The sequence below is a fragment of the Marinobacter shunpengi genome (assembly GCF_045449695.1).
Lineage (GTDB): Bacteria > Pseudomonadota > Gammaproteobacteria > Pseudomonadales > Oleiphilaceae > Marinobacter.
This window is the reverse complement of the sequence record NZ_JBJJKZ010000018.1, coordinates 26,659-45,664: the sequence shown is the minus strand read 5'-3', so window position 1 is coordinate 45,664 and position 19,006 is coordinate 26,659. Positions and strand designations below refer to the sequence as shown.

General features: G+C 62.8%; 21 protein-coding genes. 12 read left to right on the top strand and 9 right to left on the bottom strand.

What is annotated here, in order from left to right:
* The first annotated feature begins 45 nt into the window (after nucleotides 1-45).
* From ACJO2E_RS16745 to ACJO2E_RS16720, 6 genes are all read left to right on the top strand, one after another.
* The gene (locus ACJO2E_RS16745) at nucleotides 46-1,182 is read left to right on the top strand and encodes a thiolase family protein (RefSeq protein WP_406965349.1); all 1,137 of its coding nucleotides are present in this window, start codon (nucleotides 46-48) and stop codon (nucleotides 1,180-1,182) included.
* Nucleotides 1,183-1,308: 126 nt separating this feature from the next.
* Nucleotides 1,309-1,881, top strand: a complete 573-nt coding sequence (locus ACJO2E_RS16740) for a TetR/AcrR family transcriptional regulator (RefSeq protein WP_406965348.1) — start codon at nucleotides 1,309-1,311, stop codon at nucleotides 1,879-1,881.
* Nucleotides 1,882-1,986: 105 nt separating this feature from the next.
* Nucleotides 1,987-2,250, top strand: coding sequence for an acyl-CoA-binding protein (locus ACJO2E_RS16735; protein WP_406965347.1), 264 nt, complete (start codon nucleotides 1,987-1,989; stop codon nucleotides 2,248-2,250).
* A 158-nt stretch (nucleotides 2,251-2,408) separates the two neighbouring features.
* Nucleotides 2,409-2,717, top strand: coding sequence for a site-specific integrase (locus ACJO2E_RS16730; protein ID WP_406965345.1), 309 nt, complete (start codon nucleotides 2,409-2,411; stop codon nucleotides 2,715-2,717).
* 6 nt (nucleotides 2,718-2,723) lie between these two features.
* A complete protein-coding gene (greB, locus tag ACJO2E_RS16725; protein ID WP_406965344.1) occupies nucleotides 2,724-3,212 on the top strand; it encodes a transcription elongation factor GreB in 489 nt (162 codons plus the stop codon).
* Nucleotides 3,213-3,477: 265 nt separating this feature from the next.
* Nucleotides 3,478-3,774 carry a hypothetical protein gene (locus ACJO2E_RS16720; protein WP_406965343.1) on the top strand — a complete coding sequence of 99 codons (297 nt, stop codon included), beginning with the start codon at nucleotides 3,478-3,480 and terminating at the stop codon, nucleotides 3,772-3,774.
* Here the strand turns inward: ACJO2E_RS16720 and ACJO2E_RS16715 are convergent.
* From ACJO2E_RS16715 to ftsY, 8 genes are all read right to left on the bottom strand, one after another.
* Nucleotides 3,762-5,222, bottom strand: coding sequence for a HAMP domain-containing sensor histidine kinase (locus ACJO2E_RS16715; protein ID WP_406965342.1), 1,461 nt, complete (start codon nucleotides 5,220-5,222; stop codon nucleotides 3,762-3,764). The genes ACJO2E_RS16720 and ACJO2E_RS16715 overlap by 13 nt on opposite strands.
* Nucleotides 5,209-5,889, bottom strand: a complete 681-nt coding sequence (locus tag ACJO2E_RS16710; protein ID WP_328186454.1) for a winged helix-turn-helix domain-containing protein — start codon at nucleotides 5,887-5,889, stop codon at nucleotides 5,209-5,211. The genes ACJO2E_RS16715 and ACJO2E_RS16710 overlap by 14 nt, the downstream gene beginning before the upstream one ends.
* A gap of 172 nt (nucleotides 5,890-6,061) precedes the next feature.
* Nucleotides 6,062-6,835: a hydroxypyruvate isomerase gene (gene hyi / locus ACJO2E_RS16705; protein ID WP_406965341.1), complete on the bottom strand. Its 774-nt coding sequence runs from the start codon at nucleotides 6,833-6,835 to the stop codon at nucleotides 6,062-6,064.
* Between the two features lie 4 nt (nucleotides 6,836-6,839).
* Nucleotides 6,840-7,751, bottom strand: a complete 912-nt coding sequence (locus ACJO2E_RS16700) for an NAD(P)-dependent oxidoreductase (RefSeq protein ID WP_406965340.1) — start codon at nucleotides 7,749-7,751, stop codon at nucleotides 6,840-6,842.
* A gap of 155 nt (nucleotides 7,752-7,906) precedes the next feature.
* The gene (rpoH, locus tag ACJO2E_RS16695; RefSeq protein ID WP_406965338.1) at nucleotides 7,907-8,767 is read right to left on the bottom strand and encodes an RNA polymerase sigma factor RpoH; all 861 of its coding nucleotides are present in this window, start codon (nucleotides 8,765-8,767) and stop codon (nucleotides 7,907-7,909) included.
* Nucleotides 8,768-9,113: 346 nt separating this feature from the next.
* Nucleotides 9,114-10,121 (bottom strand): permease-like cell division protein FtsX, encoded by a 1,008-nt coding sequence (ftsX, locus tag ACJO2E_RS16690; RefSeq protein ID WP_406965337.1) that lies wholly within the window; start codon nucleotides 10,119-10,121, stop codon nucleotides 9,114-9,116.
* Complete coding sequence (gene ftsE / locus ACJO2E_RS16685; protein ID WP_406965335.1) at nucleotides 10,118-10,801, bottom strand: cell division ATP-binding protein FtsE; 684 nt, start codon at nucleotides 10,799-10,801, stop codon at nucleotides 10,118-10,120. Before ftsE ends, ftsX begins: the two co-directional genes overlap by 4 nt.
* Nucleotides 10,802-10,870: 69 nt before the next feature.
* Nucleotides 10,871-12,160 carry a signal recognition particle-docking protein FtsY gene (ftsY, locus tag ACJO2E_RS16680; protein ID WP_406965333.1) on the bottom strand — a complete coding sequence of 430 codons (1,290 nt, stop codon included), beginning with the start codon at nucleotides 12,158-12,160 and terminating at the stop codon, nucleotides 10,871-10,873.
* 185 nt (nucleotides 12,161-12,345) lie between these two features.
* Here ftsY and rsmD point away from each other — a divergent pair, with 185 nt between their 5' ends.
* A complete protein-coding gene (gene rsmD, locus ACJO2E_RS16675; protein ID WP_406965332.1) occupies nucleotides 12,346-12,984 on the top strand; it encodes a 16S rRNA (guanine(966)-N(2))-methyltransferase RsmD in 639 nt (212 codons plus the stop codon).
* Here the strand turns inward: rsmD and ACJO2E_RS16670 are convergent.
* Nucleotides 12,960-14,138 carry a DesA family fatty acid desaturase gene (locus ACJO2E_RS16670; protein WP_406965331.1) on the bottom strand — a complete coding sequence of 393 codons (1,179 nt, stop codon included), beginning with the start codon at nucleotides 14,136-14,138 and terminating at the stop codon, nucleotides 12,960-12,962. The genes rsmD and ACJO2E_RS16670 overlap by 25 nt on opposite strands.
* Nucleotides 14,139-14,294: 156 nt before the next feature.
* On the opposite strand from ACJO2E_RS16670, the gene mutM reads away from it, so the two are divergent.
* From mutM to ACJO2E_RS16645, 5 genes are all read left to right on the top strand, one after another.
* The gene (mutM, locus tag ACJO2E_RS16665) at nucleotides 14,295-15,107 is read left to right on the top strand and encodes a bifunctional DNA-formamidopyrimidine glycosylase/DNA-(apurinic or apyrimidinic site) lyase (RefSeq protein WP_406965330.1); all 813 of its coding nucleotides are present in this window, start codon (nucleotides 14,295-14,297) and stop codon (nucleotides 15,105-15,107) included.
* Between the two features lie 67 nt (nucleotides 15,108-15,174).
* Entirely contained in the window at nucleotides 15,175-15,873 is a 699-nt protein-coding gene (gene yrfG / locus ACJO2E_RS16660) for a GMP/IMP nucleotidase (protein ID WP_406965328.1), read from the top strand.
* A 34-nt stretch (nucleotides 15,874-15,907) separates the two neighbouring features.
* Nucleotides 15,908-16,321 (top strand): ribosome-associated heat shock protein Hsp15, encoded by a 414-nt coding sequence (hslR, locus tag ACJO2E_RS16655; RefSeq protein WP_406965327.1) that lies wholly within the window; start codon nucleotides 15,908-15,910, stop codon nucleotides 16,319-16,321.
* Nucleotides 16,322-16,362: 41 nt separating this feature from the next.
* A complete protein-coding gene (gene hslO, locus ACJO2E_RS16650; RefSeq protein ID WP_406965326.1) occupies nucleotides 16,363-17,220 on the top strand; it encodes an Hsp33 family molecular chaperone HslO in 858 nt (285 codons plus the stop codon).
* Nucleotides 17,221-17,386: 166 nt separating this feature from the next.
* On the top strand, nucleotides 17,387-18,961 hold the full coding sequence (locus ACJO2E_RS16645) for a phosphoenolpyruvate carboxykinase (RefSeq protein ID WP_406965324.1): 1,575 nt from the start codon (nucleotides 17,387-17,389) through the stop codon (nucleotides 18,959-18,961).
* Nucleotides 18,962-19,006: the final 45 nt, after the last annotated feature.

Below are 19,006 nucleotides of genomic sequence, written 5' to 3'. Positions count from 1 at the left end.
GATCACCTCAGGCAACTGCCGGGCACCCACCCCACCGCAAGGAGAATGACCATGACCAACATCGTGATTGCCGGCTATGCCCGCTCCCCCTTCCACTTCGCCCGCAAGGGCGGGCTGGTCAACCTGCGCCCGGATGACATGGCGGCCCAGGTGATGCGGGGGCTGGTCAACCGGCTGGATCTGGACCCATCGCTGCTGGAAGACGTGATCATGGGCTGCGCCTATCCCGAGGGCGAGCAGGGCAACAACCTGGCCCGTATCGCCAGCTTCCTGGCCGGTTTCCCGGAAACCCCGGGGGCCGCCACCATTAACCGCTTTTGCGGATCGTCCATGGCCGCCATCCACTACGCCGCCGGTCAGTTGATGCTGGGGGCCGGCGAGGCCTTCCTGTGTGCCGGTGTCGAGTCCATGACCCGGGTGCCCATGGGCGGCTTCAGCAACAGCCCCAACCCGGAACTTCTGGAACACTATCCCCAGGCCTATATGCCCATGGGCCATACCGCCGAGGAGGTGGCCAGGCGCTACGGTGTCAGCCGGCAGGAGCAGGAGGAGATGGCGGTGGAGTCCCATGCCAGGGCCGATGCCGCCAGAGAGGACGGGCGTCTGGCGGATGAGATCGTCGCCATGACCACGCCGGACGGCGAGGTGCGGGAGGATGGCTGTATCCGACCGGGCACCAACCTGGAGACCCTCGCCGGCCTGTCGCCCGCCTTCGACGGCTCGGTAACCGCCGCCACCTCGTCGCCCCTGACCGATGGCGGCTCTGCGGTGCTGGTCTGTACCGAAGCCTTTGCGGACCAGCATAACCTGCCGGTACTGGCCCGGATCCGGTCGGTGGCGGTTGCCGGTTGTCCGCCGGAAATCATGGGCATGGGACCGGTGTACGCCACCCGCAAGGTGCTGGAACGCAGCGGCCTGACCATCGATGACATCGACCTGATGGAAATCAACGAGGCGTTCGCCAGCCAGGCCATTGCCTGCCTGCAGGAACTGGGCATGCCCCGGGAGCGGGTGAACCTGGATGGCGGCGCCCTGGCCATCGGGCATCCACTCGGTGCCACCGGTGCCCGCATCACCGGCAAGGCCGCCTCACTGCTGCGGCGCACCGGTGGACGTTATGCCATTGCCACCCAATGCGTGGGCGGCGGCCAGGGCGTGGCCACACTGCTGGAACGGGTATAGGGAGTCATGGACCGGTTCCGGGGTCCCCTTCCGAGGCTCCCGGACCGGTTATGGTGTAACATAGCAAGCAAATAAAGCCGCAGACTCGCGTAGTACTGCGGCGACGATACTCCAGGAGGCACCCCGATGCGCTATTCTCCCGACCAGAAGGAGAAGACCCACCAGCGAATCCTTGATGAGGCCGCCCGGCAGTTCCGGGAAAAGGGCGTCAGCAATACCGGTCTGCAACCGCTGATGAAGGCCCTGGGGCTGACCCACGGTGGCTTCTATGCCCATTTCCGGTCCAAGGACCACCTGGTGGAGTCAGCCCTGCAGGAGGCCGCCCGGCAGATGGATGAGGAAACCGCCCAGGTCCATGACACGGAGACACCGTTGGCGACCCTGATACGCCACTACCTGTCCCGCAATCATCGCGACACCCCGGGGCAAGGCTGCGCATTACCCACGGTATCCGCGGAACTGGGCCAACTTGGCAAGCCCAGCCAGACCACAGACCGGATCGTAAAGAACCGCCTGGCTCTGATCGACGGCGAGCTGGGCAACGAACAGACCAGCGACCACGGCATCATGATCCTGTCGGCCATGGTCGGCGGGCTGCAGCTGGCCCGAAGCGTCAGCGATCCCGAACTGTCCGACCGGATCCTGCAGGCCACGCGCTCTCAACTGCTGGCCCTTATCGGAGCGGATCCCGGCGCCTGATCCACGGATGCCACCACGCCATGGCAGCCAGCCGGTATGGCCGGGCCCGGACCGCAGGGGCTATACTCAAGCCTACGGATCTTACCAGCCACTAAGGGAACGGCCATGAGCGATCTCGAAACCCGCTTCAACGAGGCAGTTGACTACATCCAGAACGGTCGTGGGGACGCCAGCCCCTCCAACGATCTGAAGCTGGAGTTCTATGCCCTCTACAAACAGGCAACGGAAGGGGACGTCAGCGGCAAACGCCCCGGCATGATGGATTTCGTGGGCCGCGCAAAGTTCGATGCCCGGGAGAAAGTCAAAGGCATGTCCCGGGACGAAGCCATGCAACGTTACATCGACCGGCTGGACGAATTCCGCGGTTGAACCGTGTCACGTTTCCACTCGTTATTACTCAAGAAACGTGGAAGCTCCTGAACTGGTTTTTGCGGTATTAAAACGATTGTCATATGATGCCGCCATCATAACAACAACAGGGTCCGCCCCAGTGACAGGATCCAGGCACCACCATCAGGAAAACTTCCATGCATCTGACCGAAGCGCTTGAGCAAAGCGAACCCGGCCTGTTCAAACGAGTGCGGAACGCCATCCGGAATCGGCAACTGAACCAGAGGACCGAGCAGACGTACCTTCACTGGATTTCCCGGTTCGTCCTGTACCACCAACCGAAAACCCCGGAGACGCTGGAAAGTGCTGACCAACAACTCTTCCTCCTGTACCTCCAGGACCGCATACAGGTGTCCCGTGCCCGTCTCAACCAGGCCAGGCAGGCACTCGCCTTCTTCTACGCCGATGTCCTCCAGAAACACGACCCCGTGCCCGAATCCGCCTGAGCGCCCATGCGCGCCAAACTGATCACCCGCGCCGGATTCGAGGCGCTGAAGGCCGAAATGGAGCACCTGTGGCGCGTGGAACGCCCGGAAGTCACCCGCAAGGTGACCTGGGCAGCCAGCCTGGGGGACCGCTCCGAGAACGCCGACTACCAGTACAACAAGAAGCGGCTGCGAGAGATCGACCGTCGCTTCCGGTACCTGGAGCGCCGTTCCCGGGAACTGCAGGTGGTGGACCCGGCCCCCGAGCAGGAAGGGCGGGTATTCTTCGGCGCCTGGGTGGAAGTGGAAAACGAGGACGGGGAGACCCGACGCTTCCGGATTGTCGGCTACGACGAGCTGGACCTGGACCGGCGTTACATCTCCATCGACTCGCCCATGGCCCGGGCCCTGCTGAAAAAACAGGTGGACGACGAGGCAGTGGTCAGAACACCCGAGGGCCCCGTCACCTGGTATGTCACCGATATCCGGTACGAGAAACCGCCTACCAATCGATAATCGCCCATAAAAAAACCCCGCCAATGGCGGGGTTAAGGCTAGCGCTGTGCTGGAGGGAGAAGCAGACGGAACCTGTGTCTGCTTCACTACTGCAATGCCCATTATGCATACTGGCCGTTAACCCGAAGTGGCCGAGCTATGACATTTTTTTCAGGCCTCCCCCGGCGCCTGATGCCAGCCTTCTAGGTTGTATACTCTAGACCTTGCCCCCATGATTCAGGTATTCCAATCAGGACTTCTGGAGCCACCGTCGGAACCTACACCCATGAACAAAAATGACCTCACCCAGGCCGCCCTGAAGGGCGTTGACCGCCTGGGTTATCAACTGGACAGGCTGGGCATTACCAGCAAGGTGAACCGTCACAACATCGCCGCCTTCATGATGGCCGAGCAACACCACCTGGAAGGAGAGTGGGACAGCCTCCAGACCCGGCTGGACCGTTACCGGCGACGGGCCGGGGACATGCTGGAAAACCTGGAAAAGAGCCACTACCCGGTCCTGCAACCCATGGCTGAGCGCATCAACCGCTGCCGCCGCGGCGACGGCCGTCAGGCGGACTGATCTTCGTGCTGGCTGTCGTCCTTGCTGGCGGGTACCGAACGTAGCCGGCGTTTCTGGGGATTGTAGCGGGGCAGCGTCACCCGTACCCGCAGGCCCGGGTTCTCGGCGCCGGGGTGATGGTCGAACAGGCCAATGGACCCTTGGTGGATCTCAGTGACCGCACTTACAAGGCTCAGGCCAAGGCCGTTGCCGGGTTTGGAGCGGCTCTTGCCCACCCGGTAGAAACGCTGGAAGATCTGCCCCTTCTCGTCGTCGGGTACCCCGATACCGCTGTCCCCTACCTCAAACACCGCCGACTCGTTATCCAGCATGACCCGCACCACGATTTCCCCTTCTTCCGGGGTGTACTTGATGGCGTTATCGATCAGGTTACTGACCATCTGGAACAGCAGATCCCGGTCCCCCTCCACCATCACTTCTTCGTCGATTTTCTGGGTGAAAGTCTGCTGTTTGTCTTCCGCCAGTGCCTCATAAAGTTCGCAGGCGTCACTGACCAGCATGCCCAGGGATACCGGGCGCACATCGGCAGTGGTGTTGCCCCGGGTCTCCAGCCGTGCGATCCGCAGCAGGGCGTTGAACGTGGCCAGTAGCTGGTCGGCCTCCGACACCGCCTTGGCGGCCTGATCCCGGGCCTCGTCGTTGTCCACCATCATCAGGGTGGTTTCCAACTGGTTTCGCAGTCGGGTCAGGGGGGTCCGCAGGTCGTGAGCGATGCTGTCGGAGACGTGACGTATGCCTTCCATCAGGTAAACAATCCGGTCCAGCATCTGGTTCAGGTTTTCGGCGAGCTGGTCGAAGTCGTCCTGGGTACCACGGGTGGGTATGCGCTGGGACAGGTGGCCGTTCATGATCTTGCGGGAGGTGTTGTTGATGACCTCAATGCGCCGGGTAGTGCTGCGGCTCATCATGAAGCCGCCGAGCAGGGCCAGCGCCAGGGTGATCCCCATGCCCCAGTTGATGGCGGTCTCGATCAGTGCCTTCAGGGTATTGAGATCATCCACGTCGCGACCCACCAGCAGCCGCAGGCCACCCTGGACCTCGAAGACCCGTGCCCGGGCCATGCGGGGCGGGCCGGTCCAGCCCAGGCTTTCGTCCAGGGTAAAATTGATCCAGCTACCCTGGGACTCGGCTCCTTCGGGCCAGGTGTTGAGGTTGCCGGCCAGCTTGAGGTAGTCCTCGGTGGTCAGCAGGTACAGGGATTTGGCGTTGGGGTCACGGGCCACCCGCTCACGGATGATCGTGATCAGGCCGTTAACGCCCCGACCCCGGTATTGCTCCGCCAGCCCTGCGATTTCCGCCTCAATGGTTTCGTCGGTCTGGGCGGTCATGAAACCGGCGGTGCGCCAGTAGATGAACGCCAGCAACAGAAAGACAGAGGTGGCAAACACCACCATGTACAACAGGGCCAGCTGGAATGTGGAGGTTCTTAGCTGGCTAAGCAGTTTCACGCAACATGTATCCCGCACCCCGGACTGTCTGGAGCAGCGGGGTCTCGAACTCCTTGTCGATCTTGGCCCTGAGACGGCTGATGTGCACGTCGATCACGTTGGTCTGGGGATCGAAATGATAGTCCCAGACCTTCTCCAGCAGCATGGTACGGGTGACCACCTGCCCGGCGTTCCGCATCAGGTACTCCAGCAGACGGAATTCCCGGGGCTGGACATCGATATTCTGGCCGGCACGCTTGACGGTGCGGGCCAGCAGGTCCATTTCCAGGTCCGCCACCTTGAGCACGGTCTCGGTTTCCGCCGACTGACGGTTACGCCGCACCAATGACTCGATACGGGCCAGCAGTTCGGTGAACGAGAAGGGCTTGGTCAGGTAGTCATCACCGCCCCCGCGCAGTCCTTCAACCCGGTCATCCACGTCGCCCAGGGCGCTCAGGATCAGTACCGGCACCTGGTTGCCCGTGGCCCGCACCGTCTTAATGATGGACAGGCCGTCCATACCCGGTAACATCCGGTCCACGATCATGATGTCGTAGTCCTCGCTGGCGGCCATCATCATGCCTTCCTTGCCGTCAGCAGCGTGGTCCACCACGAAATCGGACTCCTTGAGCCCTTTGACCAGGTAGCTTGCCACGTCGTGATCGTCTTCGATTACCAGTGCTTTCACCGGTTTTCCTCCCGCCTGACTGTCAACTCGTGATTTCAGGGTTCAGGCCCCGTATTACAGGGGCTCTACCGCTGTTAATGTTTGCCCAGAGTAAGGTCTGTCCTGATTGGCTGCCAGTTACGATCCTGTAAGAGGGTGTCGTCAACGACGACGGTCGCACCAGGGCGGCCTATCACCCCACCATCCAGCCCAAACCCTCGACTGTACGGGCTTTTGGGCGATATTCCGCACTGACCCAACCAGCATACCCCGCTTCGTCCAGCGCCTCAAAGATGGACCGGAAGTTAATCTCCCCGGTACCCGGTTCGTGCCGGCCCGGGTTATCGGCAAACTGGATGTGACCGATGCGGGGCATCAGGCGCCGCAGGGTACGGATCAGGTCACCTTCCATAATCTGCATATGGTACAGGTCGTATTGCAGGCGCAGGTTGTCGGCACCCACCTCATCCATCAAACGGATCACCTTGTCGGAGGTGTCCAGCAGGAAACCCGGCATATCCACCCGCGAGTTGATGGCCTCCAGGCACAGGGTGATACCCTCTTCCCCCAGACGCCGCGCCGCATGGGTGACGTTGTCACGCAGGGTTTCCCAGAGCCGGCCCTGATCCGCTTGCGGCGGTACAAGCCCGGACAGGCAGTTGAGCCGCTGGCAGCCAAGGGCACGGGCATAGCGGATGGCGTCGTCGACACCGGCGCGGAACTCCTCCTCACGGCCGGGCAGGCAGGCGATACCGCGCTCACCGGCATCCCAGTCCCCCGGCGGCAGATTGAACAGCACCTGGGTCAGGTCATGCTCCTGCAACCGCCTGGCCAGCTCAACCTCGGGCCAGGCATAGGGAAACAGGTATTCCACACCGTCAAAGCCCGCCTGGCGGGCGGCGGCGAACCGCTCCTCGAACGGCACTTCGTTGAACAGCAGGGTCAGGTTGGCAGCAAAACGGGGCATGGCGTCAGTCCCTGCCCCCGACCCCGGAGCGACCACCACCCAGGCGGACGCCGTTGACGTGTTCCAGTTCCAGCAACAGTCCGCTGTGGTCCACATCCGCATGACCATTGGCCACCAGCGACAGGTAACCGTTGTGGGCCTGCTGGGCCAACGGCAGGGTGAGCCCTTCCGCCCGGGCCTCGTCCAGGATCATGCACAGGTCCTTGAGCTGGATACGGGCGGGGGCACCGGGGGCGAAATCCCGGTCAATCATCCGCTGGCCGTGCTGCTCCAGTATCCGGCTACCGGCGAAGCCGCCCATCAGCGCCTCCCGTACCGCTTCCGGATCGGCGCCACCCCGGGCCGCCAGCAACAGCGCCTCGGAAACCGCGCCGATGGTGACACCAACGATGGCCTGATTGGCCAGCTTCGCAAGCTGGCCGGCACCCACCGGGCCGATATGGGTCACCTTGCCCAGTGCCGACAATGCCGGCGCAGCCTTCTCCAGGTCAGTGGTGATTCCTCCGGCCATGATACTGAGGGTTCCGGCTTCGGCACCCCGGGTGCCGCCGGATACCGGGGCATCCAGGTAGCCCGCGCCCCGTTCCGCCGCCAGCGAACCGTGCCGGCGCGCCAGGGAGGGCTGCACGGAGCTCATGTCCACCAGTACGGCACCGGCCTTCAACGCGTCCATGGCACCCTGCCGGATCAGCACATCGTCCACCACGTCGCCGTTCTCCAGCATGGTGATGACGATATCGGCATCGGCGACCGCCTCTGCCGGGCTGGCGGCAATACCGGCCTGCTCCCTGAACGGCTCACACTTGCTGGCGGTACGGTTCCAGAGGGTCATGGGAAATCCGGCATCCAGCAGGTTGCGGGTCATGGGGGCGCCCATCAGGCCGATGCCCAGGAAGGCGATGTGGGGAGTTGGCATTGAGTGTTCCATCCGGTTAATTCGTTAACTGACCTAGTGTTCCACCGTAGATTAACGAATTCACCAGACAGGAGATCAGTTTCGCTGCAAACAAAAACGCCACCAGCGGGTGCTGGTGGCGTTGTGGAGCTTTCGCCTGGTTGGTCAGTCGGGCATCAGGCCGCCTCGGCCATCCGCGTCCTGATCTTCTTCATGGCGTTCTTCTCGAGCTGGCGGATGCGCTCGGCGGACACGCCATACTTGTCGGCCAGTTCATGGAGCGTGGACTTGCTCTCCGACAACCAGCGTTCCCGCAGGATATCCTGGCTGCGCTCGTCCAGGGTTTCCAGGGCCTGCATCAGGCGACCGTTGGAATCCTCAGTCCAGTCGGACTGCTCCAACTGGGTGGCCGGGTCACCGCGTTTGTCTTCCAGATAATAGGCCGGCGCCTGGTAGGCGTGGTCATCGTCATCGTCCTGGGGACCGTCGAAGGCCGTGTCCTGGGAGGCCAGGCGGCCCTCCATTTCCCGTACCACGCGGGGTTCCACACCCAGGTCGTTGGCCACGGCGTTGAGTTCTTCCTGGTTCAGCCACGCCAGCTTTTTCTTCTGGCTGCGCAGGTTGAAGAACAGCTTGCGCTGGGCCTTGGTGGTGGCCACTTTCACGATGCGCCAGTTGCGCAGGATAAACTCGTGAATCTCAGCCTTGATCCAGTGCACGGCAAAGGACACCAGACGAACCCCATACTCGGGGTTGAAGCGCTTGACGGCCTTCATCAGACCGACATTCCCTTCCTGAATCAGGTCCGCCTGGGCCAGGCCGTAACCGGAATAACTGCGGGCAATGTGGATCACAAAGCGCAGGTGCGACAGTACCAGCGTGCGCGCGGCGTCCACATCGCCTTCGTAGTGAAGACGTTCAGCAAGTTCACGCTCTTCGTCTGCGGATAATACCGGGATCTGACTGGCCGCCTGGATGTAGGATTCCAGGTTGGCACCGGGAACCAGGCGATCAGCCAATTGTAGACTCGTACCCATTCGTATCCTCCGTACTTGGCAGCCTGAGAATATATCAACTCAAACTATGACAGCCAAGTTTCTGATTAGTTCCGCAATCCGCACGCTACACCAGCAATCCATAACCTGTGGTCAGACTGCGATAAACGGTCACAAAGCGCCGTTTTCATGGTACCCCGGCGACCGAACGCCAGCGAGTACCTGTTACCCTACGTAACATAGAGCCGGTCCGCCGGATGCAACCATACGGTGTTTCCCGTACAAGGGTTTACATCAGCAGCACCCGTCACCACATGACATTGTGCGTTCAGGTTAGCACAGCCAGGGCGACAACAAATTAACAAGCCTTTAAAATGATAGCCAGCCGTCATGCACCGGCGATTTCACCGGGTTCTATGGCATCCAGATGACGTCGCACTGCCAGCCAGGCGCCCAGCCAGCCCAGGGCCACCGCCACCAGCAAGAGCCCGGCGGCACCATCCAGGGGCAGCCCACCAAGGGCAAAATCACTGTTATACAGCACCGCCAGCTCCCGGACCGGCCCGTTGAGCCACCAGATGGACAACTGCAGGATCAGCAGCGCCACCACGCCGCCGCCCAGCCCATACCAGGCGCCGGTATAGAGGAATGGGCGACGCACAAAGGCGTCGGTGCCCCCCACCAGCTTGGCCACCAGGATCTCATCGCGACGGTTTTCGATCGCCAGCCGGATGGTGTTGCCAATCACCAGGATCACCGCCGCCGCCAGCAGCAGGGTCAGCACCCACACGGCCCGGGCAATCAGATCGGTCATGGCCGCCAGCCGCTGCAACCAGCCCAGGTCCACCTGCACCCGCGCCACCTGGTTCCCCGATTCCAGAGCATCGGCCAGGGTATCCACACCCGATGCGGTCCGGGCCTCATCCACAGGCGTTACCAGTAACGTATGGGGCAGAGGATTCTCATCCAGGTAGTCCAGGGCATCCGCCAGGCCCGACTCGGCGCGGAATTCCGCCAGTGCCTCGTCCCGGTGGATCATCACCACCTCGGCCACATCATCACGGCCTGACACCCGCTCCTGTAACTCCCGGGCTTCCGCGTCCGACACCTCGTCTGCCAGGTAGACCGTCACCCGGGCGGCACTCTCCCAGCCGGCGCTGACGCCCTGCAGGCTCGACAACAGCAACAACAGGCCCACCGGCAGCGCCAGGGCAATGCCCATCACCGCCCAGGTCATGGTACTGGCCACCGGGGCCTGCCACAGCCGGCGCGCGCTGTCCTTCGCCACCTTCAGGTGATGGGAGCGGTAGCCAGCCAGTATGGAGGCCAGGGACGAACGGGAACGACCGGCCCCACGGGCCCGGCGCTCGCCTGACGGGCGCTCCTGTCGACTCATGATCTCGCTCCCGCCGTCGCCGCCTGGCCAGTCTTCAGCTCTCCATGGGACAGGGTCAGACGTCGCCGACCCATGGACTCGATCAGGGCGATATCGTGGGTGGCGATCAGCACCGTGACACCCACCTGGCTGAACTGTTCGAACAGATGCATGATGTCCGCCGACAGCTCCGGGTCCAGGTTACCGGTGGGCTCATCCGCCAACAGTACCGGCGGTTTGTTGACCACGGCTCGGGCGATGCCCACCCGCTGTTGCTCACCACCGGAAAGCTGGATCGGGTTCATCCGTTCCTTGCTCAGCAGCCCCACCTTGTCCAGGGCCGCCCTCACCCGGCGGCCGATATCCTGATGGGGTACCCCCATCACCTCCAGGGGCATGGCCACGTTGTCGAACACAGTGCGGTCGAACAGCAACTGGTGGTTCTGGAACACGGCGCCGATATGGCGTCGAACGTAGGGAATCTGCCGACGGGGCATAGTGTTGAGCAACTGGCCACCCACCACCACCTTGCCGGCAGACGGACGCTCCATCAGCAGGATCAGCTTGAGCAGGGTACTCTTACCGGCACCGGAATGGCCGGTGAGGAAGGCGAGCTCCCCCCGGTCCAGCTCAAAGGATACATGCCGCAACGCGGTGTGATCGCTGTCGTAACGCTTGGTGACCTGCCGAAACTCAATCATTGCGGCCTACTTCCATATCCAGTGCCAGCCGGATCACCCCACAGGGGGATCTCTCAGTCATCAAACCGTTCAGTCATCAAACAATGCATCCACGAAGGTTTCCGGCTCGAACGGCCGCAGGTCTTCCACCTGCTCGCCCACTCCGATGTAGCGGATGGGCAGGCCAAGCTGACGGGCAATGGCGAAGACAATGCCGCCCTTGGCGGTGCCATCCAGCTTGGTCAGGGTAATGCCGGAAACCCCCACCGCCTGCTGGAACACCTGGGCCTGACTGAGGGCGTTCTGGCCGGTGCCGGCGTCCAGCACCAGCATCACCTCGTGGGGTGCCGACTCGTCCAGCTTCTTCATGACCCGAACCACCTTTTCCAGTTCGGCCATGAGATTGTCCTTGTTCTGCAGTCGCCCCGCTGTGTCCGCTATCACGACATCCGTACCCCGGGCCTTCGCGGACTGCACTGCATCGTAGATCACCGAGGCACTGTCGGCCCCGGTGTGCTGGGCGATCACCGGCACTTCGTTGCGTTCCCCCCAGACCTGCAACTGCTCCACGGCCGCCGCCCGGAAGGTGTCCCCGGCGGCCAGCATCACGCTGCGGCCTTCCTTCTGGAACTGACGGGCCAGCTTGCCAATGGTGGTGGTCTTGCCCACACCGTTCACGCCTACCATCAGCATGACCCAGGGCTTCTTGCTGGTGTCGATGGCCAGCGGCTCACGGCTGCCATCAAGCAGGTGACGAAGCTCATCCTTCAGCGCCGCCTTGAGGGCCGCGCCGTCCTTGAGCTGGCTGCGGTTCAGCTTCTCGGTCAGGGAGTCGATAATCTCGGTGGTGGCAGTGACGCCGACATCCGCCATCAGCAGGGTGGTTTCGACCTCCTCCAGCAGGTCTTCGTCCACCTTGCCGGAGAACAGACCGGACAGGCCGGAACCCAGGTTTTCCCGGGTTTTGCCAAGACCGGACCGTATACGCTGGAAAACGCTGACTTTCTTTTCGGGCTCTGGCTCTGGCTCAGGCTCTGGCTCTGGCTCAGGCTCTGGCTCAGGCTCTGGCTCTGGCTCTGGCTCTGGCTCTGGCTCTGGCTCTGGCTCTGGCTCTGGCTCTGGCTCCCTGACAGGCTGGGGCTCCTCAGCGGGGCTGACCACCGTCTCCTCGGAAACCGGAACGTCGTCCGCCGAGGGCGCCACTTCGGGTTTCGCCTTTTCCCGATCATGGACTTCCGGGGCCGGTCCCCGTCCGGCTTCGGGTTTACGCTGGGGAACCGGTTTCGGGCGGGGCGCCGATGCCCGCCGGCCAGCCACATCCACCACAAAGGCCAGTACCAGCAGCACCAGCAGGCCGATCAGAATCCACTCTGCCATCATTTGTCTTACCATGTTTGCTGGAGGGTCAGCCGCCCAACAGGCGTCTGCGCGGTAGGAAATCGCAGACAGCCAACAGGGCCGCTGTTCAGGAAAGCGCCCATTCTAGCGGCAGGGGCGTTCCGGGTCCAAACCTGCCTGCAATTCCGCTACCATGAGCGTCCCGACCGCGACCACCGGATCTCCCCATGCCCCGACAGTCCCGAAAAATCCGCCCATCCGGCCCCCGACGCCCGCAGCTGCACGGCCAGGGCGAACTGCGCATTATCGGTGGCGACTGGCGCAGCCGGGTGCTGCGCTTTCCGGACGAGGGCGGCGTCCGCCCCACCCCGGCCCGCACCCGTGAAACCCTGTTCAACTGGCTCCAGTTCCAACTGCCCGGCAGCCGGTGCCTCGACCTGTTCAGCGGCAGTGGTGTACTGGGACTTGAGGCCCTGTCCCGGGGGGCCGACCGGGTCACCTTTGTCGACCATACCCCAGCCCTGGCGCGGGCCCTGCGGGACAATCTGCGACTGTTGAAATCGGACCGGGGCGAGGTGGTTTGCGGGGACGTGCAGGCGTTCCTGCAGCAGCCAGCCGACCGGGCGCTGGATATCCTGTTCATGGACGCACCCTTCCGGCAGGGCTGGCTTGAAGCGCTGATGCCCCTCATTGCGGATAATGGCTGGGTTACGACGGGCAGCCGGATTTACCTGGAATACGAAAGTGACCGGGCCGCTCCGGCGGTCCCGGAACACTGGCACCTGCACCGCAGCAAGACCGCGGGGCAGGTCACCTATGCCCTGTACCAGGTATCAGATCCTCAGGAGGCCGGACGCAACGAATAGGCCCGCAGGTGGGCAGCGAAGTCCTCTAGGTAACGGATACCGCTGGCCTCCGCCTCCCGGCACCAGGCCATCAGCGCCTGCAGCTTGTCCTGGGGCTTGAGCCCACGACGGCGCCAGAGTGCCTGCAACTCCTGGTTCATGTCGTAGATCTGTCGCAGCACCGGGTAGGTTTCCAGCACAGACTCCAGGTGCACCTGCTCCTGGGGCTGGATCAGCGAGCTTTCCCGGGACAGCAGCTTCTTCACCCGGCGGTAGCGCGGGCGGATGGTACCGTCCATCAGCGACTTCTGTTGCCGTAACACGGGCTCCATCACCCGCTTGCGGTACTGGCGCATGATATCGAAACGGTTGTTGGCAATGGCCTGCACCGTATCCACATCCACCTCCTGTTTGCCGGGCACCCAGTGCACGACGGGCCGATGCCCCTTGGGATGCGCCAGCCCCAGCACCTGGAACAGGCGGATATAGCCCCAGCCCATGTCGATCTCGTACCAGCGCCGGGACATCTTGGAGGAATTGGGATAGGTATGATGATTGTTGTGCAACTCCTCGCCGCCAATAAGAATGCCCAGCGGGGCAATATTGCGGGCATTGTCGCGGCACTCGAAGTTGCGATAACCAACGTAGTGACCCAGACCGTTCACGACACCGGCCGCCCACACGGGGATCCACATCATCTGAACCGCCCAGATCCAGATGCCGTGAACACCGAACAGCGCCAGGTTCAACACGAACATCAGGGCAATGCCCAGGTTGCGATGGCGGGTATAAAGGTTGCGCTCGACCCAGTCATCCGGCGTATTCTTGCCGAAACGTTCCAGGGTTTCCGGTGTTGTAGCCTCCGCGTATAGTTCAGCCCCTTCGAACAGGACCTTGCGGATACCCTTGACCACCGGACTGTGGGGGTCGTTCTCGGTTTCGCAGGTGGCATGGTGCTTACGGTGGATGGCCGTCCACTCTTTGGTATTGATACTGGTGGTCAGCCACAGCCAGAAGCGGAAAAAATGCTTCAGCACCGGGTGCAGGTCCAGCGAATTGTGGGCGGAATGACGGTGCAGGTAGAGCGTGACACTGACGATAGTGACATGGGTCAGCGCAAGGGTGACGACCACCAGCTGCAGCCAGGACAGGCCAAGAAGACCATTGTACCACATAGAAAACCTCAACTTATTGAAATAACGCCGTTTCTCAACTCTCGGCGATACCGTCCCCATATCGAGGACTGAGTATCACTCTAGCGTACACCTGTTCGCTGAAACAACGGGATTTACACGACGTTTTGTTACGGTTTGATTAGGAGCATTTCCACCGTGCCTGAACTACCTGAAGTTGAAACCACCCGCCGGGGCATCTCGCCCCACAGCGAAGGCAAACAGGTCGCGGAACTGGTGATCCGTGACCCACGCCTGCGCTGGCCGGTACCGGATGACCTGCCACAACGACTGGCCGGCCACACCCTGCGGGAAGCGGACCGGCGGGCCAAGTACCTGCTGCTGCGGTTTGACCACGGCACCGTCATTGTCCACCTGGGCATGTCCGGCAGCCTGCGCGTGATTACTGACGATAGCGCCCCGACGAAGCATGACCACATAGACCTGGTATTCACCGACGGCACCCGCTTGCGCTTCAACGACCCACGGCGCTTTGGGTGCTGGCTGTGGGATGACACCCCCGATACCCACCCGCTGCTTGCCAGCCTGGGCCCGGAACCCCTGGGCGCTGATTTCAGCGGCCCCTACCTGTTCCGCAGATCCCGGAACCGCAGGACACCGATCAAGAGCTTCCTGATGGACAACCGCATTGTGGTGGGCGTGGGCAACATCTACGCCAACGAGGCCCTGTTCAAGACCGGCATCCACCCTAACCGGCCCGCCGGCCGGATCAGCGCCGCCCGCTACCACCAGCTGTGCGAGGCGATCCGGGAAACCCTGAGCGCCGCCATCCTGATGGGCGGCACCACCTTGCGGGATTTCGTCAACAGCGAAGGCAAGCCGGGCTATTTTTCCCAGTCGCTACTGGTCTACGGTCGTGGTGGCCTTCCCTGCGTGGAGTGCCAGCGCCCGCTGCGGGAGGTTCGCATGAACCAGCGCAGCACGGTCTACTGCACCCGGTGTCAGCGATAATCCCCATTGAAGCGCCCACCTAACTGGGGCACCCTGAAACCTCAACCCGACAGATGGCAGTGGCACTATGATTGACTGGTCCCGCGCAGACCATGTGTTCCTGGATATGGACGGAACGCTCCTGGACCTGCACTTCGACAACCACTTCTGGCTGGAGCACCTGCCCCGCCGATACGCGGAAAAACACCGGATGACCGCTGACCAGGCCCGCGACCTGGTGGTTCCCATGATCATGGCCGAGCGGGGCACCCTCAACTGGTACTGCACCGATTACTGGAGCGACCGGCTGGAACTGGACATCACCGCCCTCAAGGCCGAGGTGGGCGACCGAATTGCCTACCGGCCCCAGGTCCGGGAATTCCTCCTGGCACTGCGCGAGAACCGCCTCAAGCCGGTCATCCTCACCAACTGCCATCCGGATCCGCTGCGCCTGAAACTGGACCGCACCGGGCTGGACCGGTTGGTGGACGACGTCATCTCCAGCCACGATCTCGGCGCTGCCAAGGAAGACCAGGCCTTCTGGGACAGCCTCCTGAACCGGCTGCCCCACGACCGGGAGCGGGCCATCATGGTGGACGACAGCATCCCGGTGCTGGAGAGCGCCCACCGCGCCGGCATCGGCCAGTGTCTGACCATCCTGTCGCCGGACAGCCAGCAGCCTGACCGGGCACCTCACCCGGACATTCCCGCCGTGGCGCACTTTGCCGAGGTGCTGCCGACACTGCGGGTGAATGCCCCTGCCATCCCGGAAACAGGACCGTTATAATAGGGCTGGAATCCCTCATTGCCTGCGGAGGATCATGAGCTCAAAAAGCCAGGACACCGGCAAGTCCCAGGTTCGCCTCGACAAGTGGCTGTGGGCCGCGCGCTTCTACAAGACCCGCACCCTGGCCAAGGAAGCCATCGAGGGCGGCAAGGTCCACTACAACGACCAGCGCTGCAAACCCGGCAAGACCGTGGAAACCGGGGCCATGGTGAAACTGCGTCAGGGCTGGCAGGAAAAGATCGTGATCATTGACGGCATCTCGGATAAACGGCGCGGCGCCCCCGAGGCCCAGACCCTGTACCACGAGACCGAGGACAGCGCCCGTCGGCGGGAGGAGTTGTCCTGGCAACGCAAGACCATGCAGGCGGCGCAACTGCCCCCGGCCCGTCGGCCCACCAAGAAGGACCGCCGCGACCTGCAGAAATTCCGCGAGCAGCAGGGGCTCTAGTGAGCCAACGGCACCCCGCCCGTATTGATACAGGATTTCCAATGCAAGCCAAAGACCAGTTCCGCAAGTTCCTCTTCGAACACAGCCAGATCCGGGGCGCCTGGGTGCACCTGACCGACAGTTACGGCGAGATCCTTGCCCAGACCCGCTACCCGACCCCGGTCACCCGGCTGCTAGGGGAATCACTGGCAGCCAGCGTACTCATGAGCAGCACCCTCAAGTTCCACGGCACCCTGTCACTGCAGGCCAATGGTGACGGCCCAGTGACCACCCTGCTGGCGGAATGCAGCCACGACCGTCATATCCGCGGCATCGCACGTTTCGAGGATGCCGACGGCCCCCGCGGCGACAACCTCAATGAACTGCTGGGCCAGGGCCGTATGGCCATCACCATCACCCCGGAACAGGGCCAGCGTTACCAGGGCGTGGTTCCACGGGAGTCGGACACCCTGGCCGGCGCGCTGGAGGAATACTTCGAACGCTCGGAGCAGCTTGCCACCCGCCTGTTTCTGTTCGCCGACGGCGAGCAATGCGCCGGCCTGCTGCTGCAGCGCCTGCCTGGCGCCACCGAGGAAGACAACGAACTCTGGGAGCGGGTGGCCCACCTGGCCGCTACCATCAGCGCCGACGAACTGCTGGGCCTGGACAGTGAAACCGTCCTGCACCGCCTGTTCCACGAAGAGGAAGTGCGCCTGTTCGACCGGGAACCCGTGGCCTTCCGCTGTACCTGTAGCCGTGAGCGCACCCTGGCGGCCCTGCAGTCCCTGGGCAGAGATGAGTGCTACAACATTCTGGAAGAACAGGGTAGCATCGAGATGGACTGTCAGTTCTGCCATGCCCACTACCAGTTCCAGCGCATCGATATCGACCAGTTGTTCTCCGGCCATACGTTGCACTGAAGCGGCATTATCAGAGCGTTCAGGCAAAACGGAACTTCAGCCCGCCCGCCAGCTGTAATAGGGGCTCTCGGGCTGTCGTTTTTTAGGGCCGCCTCTGGCATAATAGCGCGCCTGAATTGACCCGACTGTTCATAATTCCGCCAACCCGCTGCTGTTCCGGGGGCACGTGGGCCGAACAGTCCAAAGACACCTTGAGGGCGAGGTCGAAGTGAGCACAACCTATACTGATCTGAGCTCAGCGCGATTGGTCGAGCTGGCACTGGAAAGACAAGAAGGTCAACTGGCCGCCAACGGTTCGCTGGTCGTCAAGACCGGCAAGCGCACCGGCCGTTCACCGATGGACCGGTTCATTGTTCAGGAACCCGGTACGGAGAACTCCGTCCACTGGGGACCGATCAACCGGCCCTTTGACCCGGACAAATTCAATGCACTGTGGGACCGCGTGGAAAGTTACCTGTCCGCCAAGGAGCACTTCCTCTCCCACGTGCACGTAGGCTCGGACCCGGCACACTACCTGCCGGTGCAGATGCGCACGGAAACCGCCTGGCAGAACCTGTTCGGCCGCAACCTGTTCATCCGCCCGGACAGCTACAACCCCTCTGGCAAGGACGAGTGGCAGATCCTCAACGCCGCCAATTTCGAGTGCGACCCGGACCGGGACGGCACCAACAGCGATGGCTGCGTGATGATCAACTTCGCCGAGCGCAAGGTGCTGCTGGCCGGTATGCACTACGCCGGCGAAATGAAGAAGGCCATGTTCTCGGTGCAGAACTTCCTGCTGCCGGAGAAGGACGTGCTGCCCATGCACTGCTCCGCCAACGTGGGCGATGACGGCGACACCTGCCTGTTCTTCGGCCTGTCCGGCACCGGCAAGACCACCCTGTCCGCCGACCCGGACCGTTACCTGATTGGTGACGACGAGCACGGCTGGGGCACCGGCACCGTGTTCAACATCGAGGGTGGCTGCTACGCCAAGTGCATCGACCTGAGCAAAAAGAACGAGCCGATTATCTGGGACGCCATCCGCTTCGGCGCCATCGTGGAGAACGTGGTCATCGACCCGGACACCCGCGAGCCGGACTACACCGATGTCTCCCTAACCGAAAACTCCCGTTGCGCCTACCCGCTGGAGCACGTCGAGAAGCGCGTCGAGGAGAACCGTGCCGGTGAGCCGTCCCACATTGTCTTCCTGACCTGCGACATGACCGGCGTACTGCCGCCCGTGTCCATCCTCAGCAAGGAAGCCGCGGCCTACCACTTCCTGAGCGGTTACACCGCGCTGGTGGGCTCCACCGAGATGGGGTCCTCCTCCAAGCTGAAGTCCACCTTCTCCACCTGCTTCGGCGCCCCGTTCTTCCCGCGCCCGGCCGGCGTTTACGCCGAGCTACTGATGAAGCGGATGGAAGCCTTCGGCAGCAAGGTGTTCCTGGTCAACACCGGCTGGACCGGCGGCCCCTACGGCGTGGGTGAGCGCTTCAGCATCCCCACCACCCGGGGCATCATCAGCGCCATCCAGAACGGCGACCTGGACAACGCGGAAACCGAGCACCTGCCCACCCTGAACCTGGACGTGCCCAAGGCGGTTCCCGGCGTCGACAGCAACCTGCTGAACCCCCGCAACACCTGGGCCAGCACCGAAGACTACGACGCCAAGGCGAAAGAACTGATCGGTCAGTTCGTGGAAAACTTCAAGAAGTTCGACGTCTCCGACGCCATCGTGGCAGCCGGCCCGAAGCTGTAAACGCAACCGGCTGAACGAAAAAAGCGCCCTGCCTCAAGGCACGGC

What these genes read in the sequence shown, in the direction of transcription:
- hslO (WP_406965326.1), top strand. Translation starts at nt 16,363, where the DNA reads ATGCAAGCCAAAGACCAGTTCCGCAAGTTCCTCTTCGAACACAGCCAG.
- ftsX (WP_406965337.1), bottom strand. Translation starts at nt 10,121, where the DNA reads ATGAGTCGACAGGAGCGCCCGTCAGGCGAGCGCCGGGCCCGTGGGGCC.
- ACJO2E_RS16735 (WP_406965347.1), top strand. Translation starts at nt 1,987, where the DNA reads ATGAGCGATCTCGAAACCCGCTTCAACGAGGCAGTTGACTACATCCAG.
- ACJO2E_RS16720 (WP_406965343.1), top strand. Translation starts at nt 3,478, where the DNA reads ATGAACAAAAATGACCTCACCCAGGCCGCCCTGAAGGGCGTTGACCGC.
- ftsY (WP_406965333.1), bottom strand. Translation starts at nt 12,160, where the DNA reads ATGATGGCAGAGTGGATTCTGATCGGCCTGCTGGTGCTGCTGGTACTG.
- ACJO2E_RS16730 (WP_406965345.1), top strand. Translation starts at nt 2,409, where the DNA reads ATGCATCTGACCGAAGCGCTTGAGCAAAGCGAACCCGGCCTGTTCAAA.
- greB (WP_406965344.1), top strand. Translation starts at nt 2,724, where the DNA reads ATGCGCGCCAAACTGATCACCCGCGCCGGATTCGAGGCGCTGAAGGCC.
- yrfG (WP_406965328.1), top strand. Translation starts at nt 15,175, where the DNA reads ATGATTGACTGGTCCCGCGCAGACCATGTGTTCCTGGATATGGACGGA.
- ACJO2E_RS16745 (WP_406965349.1), top strand. Translation starts at nt 46, where the DNA reads ATGACCATGACCAACATCGTGATTGCCGGCTATGCCCGCTCCCCCTTC.
- rpoH (WP_406965338.1), bottom strand. Translation starts at nt 8,767, where the DNA reads ATGGGTACGAGTCTACAATTGGCTGATCGCCTGGTTCCCGGTGCCAAC.
- hyi (WP_406965341.1), bottom strand. Translation starts at nt 6,835, where the DNA reads ATGCCCCGTTTTGCTGCCAACCTGACCCTGCTGTTCAACGAAGTGCCG.
- ACJO2E_RS16700 (WP_406965340.1), bottom strand. Translation starts at nt 7,751, where the DNA reads ATGCCAACTCCCCACATCGCCTTCCTGGGCATCGGCCTGATGGGCGCC.
- hslR (WP_406965327.1), top strand. Translation starts at nt 15,908, where the DNA reads ATGAGCTCAAAAAGCCAGGACACCGGCAAGTCCCAGGTTCGCCTCGAC.
- ACJO2E_RS16740 (WP_406965348.1), top strand. Translation starts at nt 1,309, where the DNA reads ATGCGCTATTCTCCCGACCAGAAGGAGAAGACCCACCAGCGAATCCTT.
- rsmD (WP_406965332.1), top strand. Translation starts at nt 12,346, where the DNA reads ATGCCCCGACAGTCCCGAAAAATCCGCCCATCCGGCCCCCGACGCCCG.
- ftsE (WP_406965335.1), bottom strand. Translation starts at nt 10,801, where the DNA reads ATGATTGAGTTTCGGCAGGTCACCAAGCGTTACGACAGCGATCACACC.
- ACJO2E_RS16670 (WP_406965331.1), bottom strand. Translation starts at nt 14,138, where the DNA reads ATGTGGTACAATGGTCTTCTTGGCCTGTCCTGGCTGCAGCTGGTGGTC.